Below are 13,428 nucleotides of genomic sequence, written 5' to 3'. Positions count from 1 at the left end.
ACCTCCTTTTTTCTACATTCCATTGTTATTTATCGGTTTATTAATTGTTGTTTCCGCTAATGATATTACCACAATTGCCAAAAAAGATCAATCATTTTTTGACAACGAAGCGGAATTCTTTGTAATTTTGTCGAAATAAAAAAGTCACAGAGTGAGAAGACGAATGTGATTTCTTCCCAATCTGCGACAGTACAAATGCAAGAAAAACAAATGATTAATAGCCCGCAGCGTTCAGATAATCCGACACTTTTTGTTTAAAAACCAATAAACAACAACTTTATATCCCTCATCGTTCAAATAAAAAGGTTGTCATCTTTACCTGTCTCGTGACTACTCATTACGGATTATACCTTTTTTCGCACCTCAGCAAACCTTTCGCACAAAATAAAATTACGTAATAACAGAAGAAAAACAGGGTGTACGGAAGCAAACATGTCGCCTCCTAACCCTGTTTCCGTTTCATCCTCACGCCCGCGCTTTCTTTTCCACGTTGAAATACTGCGCTTCGGGGTGGGCGAAGACCATCGCCGAGACCGATGCCTCCGGCTCCATCATGTAGCCTTCCGTCAGGCGGACGCCAATCGCTTCCGGCTGAAGCAGGCCGAACAGCTTCGCCTGATCTTCCAGGTCGGGACAGGCCGGATAGCCGAAGGAGACACGGATGCCCCGGTACTTGGCGGCAAACCGCTCCTGCATCGTCATCTCCGGCGGGTCGGGTATGCCCCAGTTATCCCGCAGGATTTGGTGCAGCCGCTCGGCAAAGGCCTCCGCCAGCTCCAGCGCCAGCGCCTGCAGCGCGTAGGAACGCAAGTATTCTCCCTCTTCCTTCCAGCGCTGCGCCCGCTCCTGGATGCCTTCCCCGGCGGTGACCACCATCAATGCCAGGTTGTCCATCTCGCCGCTGTCCACAGGCTTCAGGAAATCGGCGAGGCACAGATAAGGTTCCACCTCCTGCCGGGGGAAGCTGAACCGTTCGATGATCCGGCTGGTGTCCTCGGGATCGTAGATCAGAATGTCGTTCCCGTCGGCTTGCGCCGGAAAGTATCGGTACATCCCGTGGGCACGCAGGAAGCCCTCCCGTTTTCCTTCGGCAATCAGTTCCTCCACCAGCGCTTTCAACTCCAGGGCGCGGCTGTCCCCTTCGGCCAGCAGCCGCTCCACCGGACCCCGGAGCCCCAAATGTTTCCCAAGAAGCATCCGCCAGTTCAGATAGGGCACCAAATAATCAATCGGGTAATTGCGCAAAACATGCCGCTCGTAATCGGGAACCGGCAGGACCTTGTGATCGCGGGATATGGCAGACTGCCTCTGTCTGTCCTGTTGCCCGCCCTTTCCAGTTCGCTCTTCTGTCTCCCGGGCCTGACGCAGCTTGGCCTCCTGAAGTGCCGCCACCAGACGCTGGCGTTTTTCCGGGTCGCTCAGCTGGTTGGCCAGCTCCAACCCTTCCATCGCGTCCTTGGCGTACAGGACCAGGCCGTCATACTGGGGTGCGATCCGCGACTCGGTAAACTTTTTGGTCAGCGCAGCGCCGCCGACAAGAATCGGGACATCGATGCCGGCCGCCTTTAGATCCTGTGCCGTGACCACCATTTGCTGGGCCGATTTGACGAGCAACCCGGATAGGCCGATGGCATCCGGCTTTTCACGGTGGTATGCCTCGATCAACTGCTCCGGCGCCACTTTGATCCCCAGATTGATCACCTGATAACCGTTGTTGCTGAGGATGATCTCCACCAGGTTCTTGCCGATGTCATGCACATCGCCCTTGACCGTGGCCAGGAGAATCTTCCCTTTGACGGCCGTCTCCGCTTTTTCCATGTGCGGTTCCAGATAGGCCACAGCGGCCTTCATGACCTCGGCGCTTTGCAACACCTCGGCCACGATCAGCTGGTTCTCCCCGAACAGGCGGCCCACCTCGTCCATTCCCGCCATCAGCGGCCCGTTGATGATGGCCAGCGGATCGCCGTACTTGGCCAATGCCTCATCCAGGTCGGCATAAAGCCCCTCCTTGCTCCCTTCCACCACGTAACGGGCCAGCCGCTCCTCCAGGCTGAGCGTGGAAACTTCCACCTGTTTGACCACTTTCTTCTGCCGGTAAAATTCGGTAAAGCGTGCCAGCACCTCGTCGCTCGTGCGGAACAGCAATTCCTCCGCCATCCGCCGTTCCTCCTCGGGGATCGCGGCAAACCGCTCCAGCTTTTCCGTGTTGACAATGGCGTAATCCAGCCCCGCCTTGGTGCAATGGTAGAGAAAAACCGCATTGAGCACCTCCCGGCCCGCCGGCGGCAAGCCGAAGGAGACGTTGCTGATCCCGAGAATGGTCTGGCACTCCGGCATCGCCTCCTTGATCAGGCGAATCCCTTCCACCGTCTCCAGCGCCGAACCGAGATAGGCCTCATCCCCCGTGCCCACCGGAAAGACCAATGGGTCGAAAATGATGTCCCGCGCCGGGATGCCGTAGCGGTGGACCAACAGATCGTAAGAGCGCCGGGCCACGTCCAGCTTCCGCTGCCGTGTCACGGCCATCCCTTCCTCATCGATCGTCCCCACCACCACCGCCGCCCCGTAGCGGTGGACCAGCGGCGCAATCTCCTCGAACCGCTTCTCCCCGTCCTCCAGGTTGATGGAGTTGATGATGGCTTTCCCCTGGGACATTTTCAGTGCCGCCTCGACGACGCGGGGGTCGGTGGAGTCGATCATCAGCGGCGCCTTCACCTTCTTCACGGCAAACTCCAGAAATTTCACCATGTCGGCCAGCTCATCCCGGTCCGGATCGGCCAGGCAGACGTCAATCACATGGGCCCCCTTCTTCACCTGGGCGCGGGCAATCTCGGAAGCCTCCTCATACTTTCCCTCCGCGATCAGCTGGCGAAATTTCCGCGAGCCGATCACGTTGGTCCGCTCCCCGACCAAAAGCGGCCGGCTGTCCGGTTCGAGAAAGAGCGGCTCAATCCCCGCCACGGCGTGGCCGTGAGGGGCGGCCGGACGGCGCGGCGGAATCCCCTCCAAGGCCTGGGCCAGCGCGCGGATGTGTTCCGGCGTGGTTCCGCAGCAGCCGCCAGCGATGTTCAGCCAGCCCTGTCTGGCAAAAGCGGCCAGTTTTCCTGCCAGCGCCTGCGGCGATTCGTGGTAGTGGCCATCCTCATCGGGCAACCCGGCGTTGGGGTAACAGCTGACCGCGCAGGCGGCCAGTGAAGAGAGCGCGCGCAGGTGATCCCGCATGAATTCCGGCCCGGTGGCGCAGTTGAGGCCGACGGAAATCGGCTTGAGGTGCTCAATGGAAAGGTAGAAGGCCTCGATGTTCTGTCCGGCCAGGGTCGTACCCATCGGTTCGATGGTCCCGGAGATCATCAGCGGCACCCGGCGGCCCGCCTCCTCAAAAGCCTCCTGAATCCCCAAGCCGGCCGCCTTGACGTTCAGCGTATCCTGGGATGTCTCCACAAGCAACAGATCCACGCCGCCCGCCATCAGGCCCAGCGCCTGCTCGCGGTAGGCGGCCACCAGCTCCTCGAAGGTGACCCCGCCGGTGACCGAAAGGGTTTTCGTCGTCGGTCCCATTGCCCCGGCGACAAAACGCGGCTTCTCCGGACGGCTCCAGGCATCGGCCGCCTGACGGGCCAGACGGGCGGCGGCCACGTTGATCTCGTAGGCCCGGTCCTGCAGCCCGTACTCGGCCAGGACGACGCGGGTGGCGCCAAAAGTATTGGTTTCGATGATGTCGGCCCCCGCCTCCAGATACGCCTCATGAATCCGGCGAATCACTTCCGGCGCGGTGAGAACCAGGATCTCATTGCAGCCCTCATAGGCTTCGCCGCCGAAATCCTCCGCACTTAGTCCGGCTTGCTGGATCATCGTCCCCATGGCCCCGTCCAACACCAGAATCCGCTGCGCCAGCGCCTGCCGCAGCCATGTTTCCCGCTCAGGAATCCCACCGGCATCGGCTTTTCTTGCATGTACCTGCGCTCTCTCCATCTCCACTTCTACTCCTTTCTTTCACAGGCTCCGACCGTTAGCCTCCGGCCCTGTCCGGCCTCATCCCTGTGTCCGGCCTCATCCCTGTCCCCATCTCCATTCTCGTCTCTGTCCCATGGATGCCTGCTCGTCCGGCCCGCTGCCAAACGTGACGCGTCAGGGCCGCGGTCATTTCATAACGCAAAAACGGGGTCATCAGGTAAATGCCGTTGAAATATCGCATCGCCACTTCCAGCAATTCCATCGCGATCTCCACACCTTGCCGGCGGGCCGCCTCTCCCTCGAAGCGGGACATGCGTTCCAGCACCTGCTCCGGCAACTGGATGCCGGGGACCTCGTTGTGCAGAAAAAGGGCGTTCCGGTAGCTCACCAGCGGCATGATCCCGACAAAGATCGGCACGGAAAGGTCCCGCGTCCGTTCATGCAACTGCTCGAACAGCGCCGGATCGTAAATCGGCTGGGTCATGATAAAATCGGCGCCGCAAGCCACCTTCCTCTCCAGCCGTTCCATCGCCTTGTCCAGGTTGCGGACGTTGGGGTTGAAAGCCGCCGCCACGGTAAAGCGGGCCCGATAGTTCAGCGGCTTGCCGGAAAAAGACAACCCCTCGTTCAACTGTTTGATCATCCGGATCAGGTCAAACGAGTTGACATCGTACACCGAAGCGGCCCCCGGAAGATCCCCGTGCCGCGTCGGATCCCCCGTCACCGCCAGCACATGATCAATGCCCAGCGCGTGCAGGCCCATCAGGTGGGACTGCTGCCCGATCAAGTTGCGATCCCGGCAGGCGATGTGCAACAACGGAAGAATCCCCAGCCGTTCCTTGACAATCGCCCCCAGCGCCATATTGCTCATCCGGGTCATCGCAAGCGAGTTGTCGGCCATCGTCAGCGCGTCGATCCCCGCCTCTTTCAGTGCGGCCGCCCCCTCCATGAAGCGTCCGATGTCCAAATCCCGCGGCGGGTCCAGCTCCACGATCACCGTATGCCGTTGCCGGGCCAGTTCGGGCAAAGTAAGGGACGGCCGTCCCCGCTGATGGGAAAAAACGCCAGTGCCTCGCCACCTGTCCTCAGCGGCGCGATGGGCGCCACCCTGATTGTCCCCCGCACCGACCACCCGGACAGAGCGCCTCGCTTCTTGACGGTCCGGCCAGCCGGCGGACGCTTGGGACGATGGGGTGTTGCCCTCTTCTCCTCTCTCCCTTGGCGCCCGATCCGCTTCGCTCACCTGGCCATCACGGCGCAGCGGCTGCGGGGCGCGCTCGGCCAGCACCCGGGAGATGGCGGCAATATGCTCCGGCGTGGTTCCGCAGCAACCGCCGATGACGCAAGCCCCCAGGCGCCACAAATCCAGCGCCCGCTCGGCAAAATAGGCGGCCGAAGAGGGATAAATGAACCGGCCGTCCTGGTATCCTGGCAGCCCGGCATTCGGGTAGACGGACAGATGCAGATCCCGCGGGAAAGCCACCTGCTCCAACAGGCGGATCATCGTGTACGGGCCGCTGTAACAATTCAGGCCCACCACATCGGCCCCCTCATCCAGCAGCGCGGCCAGCGCCTCCGGAATGGTCAGTCCCTCCCCGGTCCGGCCGCTCTCCTTCACCGACAGCTGGGCGAAGATCGGAATCGTCTCATCCAGCTGCCGGGCCACCTTCACCGCGAGGCGAAGCTCCGCCCCCTCGACAAACGTCTCCAGAATCAGCCCGTCCACACCCGCGTCCAGCAGCGCGGCCAGCTGTTCCCTGTAGACCGCCGCCAGCCCATGTTCCGACAGCCCGCTATGCCTGCCGCCGCGGATGCCGCCCACCGCACCCAATATAAAAACGGGACGGCTGCTTTTCTCTTCCCGGCACCCGGCCCGAACCTGTTCCACCGCACGCCGGGCCCGCTCCACCGCAGCCCGGTTTACTTCATCCACCTGCCCGTCCAGCCCGTATCTGGCCAGCCGCTCCCGGTTGGCGGCAAACGTATTGGTCTCCAGCAAATGCGCGCCTGCCAAAAGGTAATCCCGGTGCACCCGCTCCACCAGATCCGGGCGGCTGATGTTCAGCTCTTCCAGACAGGAACCCACCGGCACCCCCAGCTGGTACAAGTAGGTTCCCATCGCACCGTCTCCCACCAGCAGACGCTCCCCCAGCAAACGACGCAGCTCCAACCTCATCCCCCTCCCGAATCTTCACCAGCGGACCGCTGCATGACCGGCCGCCTGAACCGCGTTTATGCGCGGACCTCTTCATAAAACCGGATCACCTCATCCACCAGCGGGGCCAGGTGCGGCTTCAGACGCTGTGCCTTCTTGCGCGCCTCCTCCGGGTCGTCCCCCGTCTCCAGCAAAAAAGCATACGTGCTGAGCAATTCCAAGAAGGGAGCGCTTTGTCCCTGCAGCCTCTCCAGCAACTCCTGCGGAATCGCAAACGGGTGTTCCCCGCCAAATTGCCCCTCCCATTTCCGGATAAATGCCTGCCCCTTTTCTGTAATGCGGTACACATAGCTTCCTTTCTCCTGCTCCTCCTGCAGCAGCTCCCTGTCCACCAGATCCCTGACGGCAGCCTGCAGATCGGCCGAATAGGGGCCGTAAAAATGATAACTGAAGCGGGACATCAGATCGGTGCCCCAATGTTGTAACAAAAAGGCTGTCTTCTGCAATTTCTTCCTCCCATGAACCACGCCCAGCGCCGCAACCAGCGACAACACGCGATATGTCTTCTCAAACATCGAAACGCCTCCGTTTCCCAACAACCCATATCCGGTCGCCCAGTCTTCCCATCTGATCGATGTCATCCAGTCCGACGATCTCAACCGTGCCATCCATTGCCCTGTGATCTCTAGGCCCTATGACCTGGCCGCCATCGCCTGGAGAATCCGCTCCCGCACCTCTTCCGGCACATAAAGCCGCTTCAGCGCCGTCCGCTGATTGCGAATCGCCCGGATCAGGGGAGAGGTCCGGGACAGTTCATGCGCCCGCCCCTGTTCGTCAAAGAGATAGATGTTTTCGGAAGCCTCCTCTTCACCTGGCTCCTCTTGGCCGCCCGTCTCCCCGGATGCCCCTTCCTCCAGCAGGTAGGAATCGGTGTAGGGGCTGCTGCTGTCCTCATCCTCCAGAAACAGGTATTTCAAGGGCCAGTCCGCCCCTTCGGCAACCTCTCCCATGACGTCCATGAGCACCAGCGGATCCACCTGTTCCAGATCAATCGCCTTGTACAGACGGCGTTTGAGCAGATTGGTGCATAACGTGGAGAGAATCGGATCGGAGGAATCGCTCCATTGATACACCGTGTGCCAAATCGTATGGTCGGTCAACCGCAAATAATTGGCCAGTCCCTCCTCGCCCTCCCGATGGTAGAGGAGGCGATGCAGCTCCTCCGGCATCCTGAAGGCCGGATCCTCCTGCTGCAGCTCGATCGCCCGCTCAAAAATCTTGTCCATCATCAGGTCGGCGCTCCGTGTCGTTTTATGCAAGTAAACGTGCAGGTACATGTAATACCGGGCCATCACAAAATCTTCCGCCACGCTGATGCCTTTTTTGAGATCCAATCCCACTTCCGGCTGGTCGTTGACCACTCCGATGCGGAGGGTGTGAATCAGCCATTCCAGGTCAAACATCCCGTACTTGGCCCCGGTCATCAGGGAATCGCGCAGCAGATAATCGGTGCGATCCACATCCAGCTGGCTGGACAGCAGCTTGACCACCAGCCGCGAAGGATGGGTGCGCCGGATCACCTCGGCCACCTCCTGCGCCAGGCCGCGCCGGTGTCCCTCCAGCACCTGGCGGACCTCCGTATTCCCCAGCAAAATCCGGATGGTCCACTGCTCATGGCGCTCCTTGGTCAGGCGCTCCAGCGCGTGCGAAAACGGGCCATGCCCGATGTCGTGGATCAGGGCGGCCGCTTCCGCCACCTCCTGATGCTCGCGCAACTCCGCGATCCATTGCGGGCTGGTTCGTTCTCCATCCATCAAATGATGGAGAAACCGCTTCATCAGGTGAGCCACCCCAAGGGAGTGGGTAAACCGTGAATGTTCGGCTCCCGGATAGGTGAACATGCTCAGCCCCAGCTGCCGGATATGGCGGAGCCGCTGAAACTCCCTCGTGTGGATCAGATCCAGAAGCAGGCGATCCGCCTTCTTTTCAAACGAGATGAAATTGTGCACGGGATCCCGGAATTTGGCCAACGCCCATCACCCCCGGCCGATTCGGAAAACCGATGTTTAGAAACAAATCCCAAGTTTTCCAATCCGAATTTCTTTCACGGTCACTTAGTCCCATCATAACATGGTTTTTTTCAGGCGAAAAGGCAGTCAGCACAAAGCACGCCAAACCGGTTCTAGGATGCCGTGCGGATTTGCCGCATCAATGCATGGCAGGCAGAAAGCGGCAGCCAGGCGCGAACCGAGCGGAACCCCCAACGGTCTGTGCGAAGCGGCACCATCCGGGCCAGATCCCGGATCTGGATAAAAAACACTTCCGCATCGGCTTCCGGTGCAAAAGGGTGCGCCTCGACGATCAAACCATGGCCCCGCCCCCAGGGACGCAGCATCATCCACCCCGTCCCCTGGACAAACAATGGATGTTCCTGCCACACCCGCATGACCTCCTTCAGGGAAACCTGCGGATCCACCTCCAACGACAGGGACACCGGCGGGTAACGGTCGTACGGCAGCCGGGCAGCCGCAGGCAGCTGTTGAAGGGTTTTCACGCCCAGCCACTGAAACACCTGCTGGGCACCAACATCCTGAGACACCAGCGCTTCCCACAGCTTCTCGGGCGCAAGCCACTCGGTCTCACCGAACAGGCGCAGCTGACTCCAGACATCGGCCGCATAAGCGCTCTGTTCCAGCCCCTCCCGCAGCCGCCACAACCCGGCCTGGCCGGACAGGCGCAGCCCTGTGCCGGCGCCATGCTCCTGCAGAAACCGCTCCGCCGCTTGTTCATCCCCCTGAAAGGCAAAGACGAATTCCACCGTCATGTCCCGCCCGCCACCTCCTGCTTCCTTTCTAGTATCTTTTCCTCTAGTATCTTTTCCGCTCCGGTATCTTTTCCGCAACCTGTTTCTGATGCTTCATATTTCTCGTGCCCAGCCGTCCATCGTCCGCCCGTTCGCAATGGCCCACGACATGACATCCCTGTCGCCGGCCCTTTTTCATGCCTCAGCCCCGGCCCTTTTTCACGTTCCGTCCCTTTTTCACGCCCCGGCCACAGTCTTCCCGTTCACCCATTCGCTTCAGCCAGCTGCCTCAGTTTGCGGATCAGCCGCTGCGGCAGATCCTCCAGTCGACGCACCTCCAGCGCATGGGGGTAGATTTGTCCGATCGCGGATGGCTCCTCCCCGATCGCCACGCCGATCACCTGAATCCCATCCTTTTCCAGTTCACGCACAGCGGCTCGCGCATCTTCTTGCGCGGCTGTCCCTTTCAATGTCCATCCTTCCACGTCATGAACCGGCTGTCCGTCTGAAAAGGACAGGAGAACCGGCCGGACCCGCTCCGGATCGCCCAGCCAGCCCGCTTGTCTGGCCTGACGGATGTATTCTCCCGCATAGCGCAGGGACAATCCTTCCCGTGTGTTCTCCTTGGGACCCAGCAGCACGAGACGCTGCCGCTGGCTGACAGGGCGGGGACCAAAGTCCAGGTAATGATGGTGGACCACATGGGGTTGTCCGTAAACGGCCAGGTGCCCGATCACCGCAAAGGGAAGCCGGCACGCCCGGCAAACCGCCTCCAGCAACAGACAGGCCCGTTGCGCGTGCCGCCAGCGCTCCGCCTCCTGCATCGACCCGGACTCATCCACCAGGACCAAAATGGCCAGTTCATTGGCGGCCTCATCCTCTAACCGCCTGTAAAACAGGCGTGTGTCCCTGCGCCACAACCGCTGTTCATCCAGCTTGCCGCTGTAAAGTCCCGTCTGCCGCACCGGCTGTCCGCCCATCAGCCAGTGCTGCCACTGACGGGCCATGCTCTGCACAAGCCAGCGGCTCTCCGCCTCCAGCTGGGCAAACCGCGCCGTTTCCTCCTGCCCCAGCACAAAATCCCGGTTGGCGAAAAGCCGAATCCCCTGGTGCACGCCTGTCGCCAGACGCTCCGCCCGATACGCGGCATCCCGGGCCAGGGAGCGGCTTTTTTCCCCCGCTTCCCGCTCCCGCCGCGCTGCGGCTTGCACGGAACCAAGCGCTTTCGCCAATTCTTTCAATACCGGCGCCCACTCACCCGCCGCCGCATCATCTGGCGCCGTCCCGCTTGCGGGAAACGGCGCGGCGTCCTTTTCTGCTCCGCTTTGATGATCTTGTCCGCTTTGATGGCCGGCCACAGCGGCTGGCCCAGCGGGCGCCGCGCCATGATCGGCTCCCGGACTTGCTCCGGTCGCCTTCGCCGCATCGGCCGCCGGTGCGGAACGGTCCGCCAGCGGCGCCATCGCTTTTTCTCCCTCTCCCGTGGCGTCCGCCCGCACCTCCTCCGCGTCCACCATATGGCGCGCCTCTGCGGCAGCATTCCGTCTGCGCCGTCCCAGGCGAAACCACTTCAACCGGGGGACGGATGATTTCTCCCGCCGCGTCCCGCCTTGCAGGTTTGACAGACGGGACTGATCATCCTGCAAGGAAGCCTCGCTGCGTGGTTCCTGGGCCTCCGGCGCCTCCCGGCCAGGCAGTTGAGCCGCCTTCCCCGCCGTTGAAGGATGCCCCACGTCTTCATCCCAACGCCAGCCATCTGCTTCCCTCGTCCCACCTGCCTCCTCTTGTGCCTCTTGTGCATGGCGCCCGCTCTCCGCGTTTGGCCCCGTGCCGATCCCGTTCCCCCGTTCCGCGCCGCGGCCGCTTTCCCAAACACGGCTGTCTTCCGAGATCATGCGGCCGCTTTCCGTGATGCGGACGCTTCTCAGCCCGCCCGTCCCCTCTTCATAACGAAAGACAGGCTTGACATACTGGAAGGAATGATCCGCCACCGCTCCTTGCCTTTCCATCTCCTCGATCCAGGGCAAATAGAGCCGGTACAGCGCCTCCGCATGACGCAAACGGGCCATGGAATCGGCCGCCTCCCTGCCTTGCGCCAGGATCGGCAGGGCCTCCTCAAACACCGCGGCCAGCCGTTCGTCCCGCCAGTGACCTTTCACCCGGCCCAAGATCGCCTGCATCAGCGTTGCCTGGGACAGCACCTGAAAGGAAGGCGCGCCCCGCCGCTGCATCTCATCGATTCCCGGCATCTGCGAAAAAGCCACATGATTGCTGAAAAACACCGCCCGCCGGAACAAACCCCGGTACGCCTCGCAACCTTCCCGCTCCACCGCCGCGTCTTCGATGATGTTCAACAGCCGGTAAGCCATCTCGCGGCGAAACGGCGTCTCCTCCCGCATCTTGGCGGGCAGCAGCCGGAAAGCGCGAAAATCGGTGTAGGCGATGTGGAAATATTCATGAGCCAGCTGTCCCAGGATGGCCAGCGTTTTCTGCTCCAAGGTGGGCAGGCTGGCGAGCAATGGCGAGAGCGGGTTGATCTGGATCACCCGCCCGTCCGTCTGGATCTGGTCGGAAAACACCACTTGCAGGTCATATTCGCCGCTGACTGTCCGCACCACCCGTTCCAGATACTGGCGGTAAGCTTCCGAGAGCAGGAATTGCCGCTCATGCACGTCCATCACCCGCAAAGCCGAACACGTTTTCCACCAGCACTTGCGCCAATTCCTCCTGGATGTCCCTGTGCTCCATGGCGGCGGCCGGCAAGATGGTGTGCCAGGCGGATAGCACCGGATCGCCGGTAAAGCGGACATCCTGCGCCCAATCGATCAACTCCCGCGTGCCCACTTGTCCGGGAAGCCCTTCCTGCTCCACCCGGCGCTGCATTTTCTCCACCACATCGGCCATCCGGCGGATCATCTCGCGATCGGTCAATCCGCTGGCTTGCACAACGATCTCCACCAGATCCTCGCGGGGCAGCGGCGGCACGTACACCTTGCGTTGAAAGCGGGATTTGAGCGCCTCGTTCAGCCGTTGCGTCCCGACCATCGCCAGATTCATCGTCGCCACCACCACACAGTTGGGATGACGCTGCACCACCTCGCCGTTGGCCAGCGTCAGGCGGTACGGCGTCTCCAGCGCGCTGTGGGCCGCGCCCAAGACGCCCGGCCGGGCAAAGTTCAGCTCCATCAGCTCCACCAGCCCGCCGTTCCGGAATGCCTGGACAAAGGGCGGTTCCTCGAAGCGGAAGCGGCCCTCCACCTCGGTGGGGACAAATTTTCCCAGCAGCACCTCCTCCTCGGCATTCAGGGACAGGTTGACGTAATAGTACGGCAGGTTCAAAAGCTGGGCCAGAACCTGCGCCAGCGTCGATTTTCCGCTGCCAGGCGGCCCGTAGAACAACAGATTGCGCAGCGGCCGCCGGCTGCCGCTGGTCTCCCGGATCATCCGGGCCAGCGCCACGACAAAATCCGGCAACCGCACTTCGTCCGGGCGAAAACGCGGGATCATGGCCCGCGCTTCATCCCCCCAGTGCTCCGTCCCCGGCAAGGCGAAACGACCATCCAGAAGGGCTGATTCATCGTTCGTGTCCGAAACGGATGCAACCGATGGATGATCCGATCCGTGGCCTCTCCCCGATGCCATCCAGGAAAACAGCACCTTTTTCCCCACCAGCTCCTCCGACAGGTCACGCACGTTCCGCGGCAGCGACGCCGGCAATGGTTCCAGCTGGGTGGTATCCTGGATATAGAAAAAGCGGTTTTGCCAGAGAAAGGCATTGACCAAAAAGAGCGCCTCCCGCGAAGCTTCGGTCTCGCCCAGGCGCCCCCGCTCGCGCCATTCCTCCTGCAAAAGCGGCCATATCTCCGAGACATCCGGATTTTTCCCGTCCTCGTAAGCCAGCAGCAGCGCTCCCACATAGATGGACCAGTGCGGTTCCGCCTTTTCTGACACGGGCCCTTGGGAATGAACCGGTCCATTGGAGTGCCCCGGCGGGGGCAGCACGCCCCAGAAGAGCCGCCGCTGGATCGGGTGAAACAACCCGACATACCTCGTCCCGAAATCGGGCCCTGCGCTGTTGTCCAACAGCTTTTCCGCCGGTGCCTCCGCAGACGCAGACGTATTCGCCGGCGAAACGTCTGGCGCCGGCAAAACGTCCGGCATACCCGCCGCAGGACTCTCCCGCGCCTCCCAGAGATACAGGCGATCTCCCCCTTGTTGCACGGTGCCGACCGCCACTTCACCAGCCAACAACCGGCTCAGGGCCAGAGACGGGCCGTAAAGGATACGGCTGCCGCCTGCAAAACTGAGCCGCGTGCGGATGGTGGGATGCACCTCATTTTCCCTCATGGCAATCCCCGGAATCACGCGCTGTTTATCGGAATACTCCCACAATGACCGTTTCATTCGGATCGCCTCGCTGAAGCAAGCATGTGAACAGCTAAAACGGATGCGGACACCGCATATGACATGTCACGATTCGTTCGTTTGCATGTCACGATTATACCAAAGGTTTGAC

The 13,428-nt window shown here is 61.3% G+C and carries 6 protein-coding genes and 1 pseudogene; all 7 read right to left on the bottom strand.

The window, feature by feature from the left end; translation table 11 throughout:
- Window positions 1-465: 465 nt before the first annotated feature.
- Window positions 466-3,861, bottom strand: a complete 3,396-nt coding sequence (locus tag BAA01_05430) for a methionine synthase (GenBank protein OUM88564.1) — start codon at window positions 3,859-3,861, stop codon at window positions 466-468.
- Between the two features lie 238 nt (window positions 3,862-4,099).
- Window positions 4,100-4,993: pseudogene (locus tag BAA01_05425) on the bottom strand (bifunctional homocysteine S-methyltransferase/methylenetetrahydrofolate reductase).
- 1,193 nt (window positions 4,994-6,186) lie between these two features.
- Window positions 6,187-6,684, bottom strand: a complete 498-nt coding sequence (locus BAA01_05420; GenBank protein OUM88563.1) for a hypothetical protein — start codon at window positions 6,682-6,684, stop codon at window positions 6,187-6,189.
- A gap of 117 nt (window positions 6,685-6,801) precedes the next feature.
- Window positions 6,802-8,139: a phosphohydrolase gene (locus tag BAA01_05415; GenBank protein OUM88536.1), complete on the bottom strand. Its 1,338-nt coding sequence runs from the start codon at window positions 8,137-8,139 to the stop codon at window positions 6,802-6,804.
- A 152-nt stretch (window positions 8,140-8,291) separates the two neighbouring features.
- Entirely contained in the window at window positions 8,292-8,933 is a 642-nt protein-coding gene (locus BAA01_05410) for a hypothetical protein (GenBank protein ID OUM88535.1), read from the bottom strand.
- A 242-nt stretch (window positions 8,934-9,175) separates the two neighbouring features.
- The gene (locus tag BAA01_05405) at window positions 9,176-11,590 is read right to left on the bottom strand and encodes a hypothetical protein (protein OUM88534.1); all 2,415 of its coding nucleotides are present in this window, start codon (window positions 11,588-11,590) and stop codon (window positions 9,176-9,178) included.
- On the bottom strand, window positions 11,577-13,316 hold the full coding sequence (locus BAA01_05400) for a hypothetical protein (protein ID OUM88533.1): 1,740 nt from the start codon (window positions 13,314-13,316) through the stop codon (window positions 11,577-11,579). Before BAA01_05400 ends, BAA01_05405 begins: the two co-directional genes overlap by 14 nt.
- Between the last annotated feature and the right edge of the window lie 112 nt (window positions 13,317-13,428).

This window comes from Bacillus thermozeamaize, assembly GCA_002159075.1.
Classification (GTDB): Bacteria; Bacillota; Bacilli; order ZCTH02-B2; family ZCTH02-B2; genus Bacillus_BB; species Bacillus_BB thermozeamaize.
This window is presented reverse-complemented; position numbering and strand designations above follow the sequence as displayed.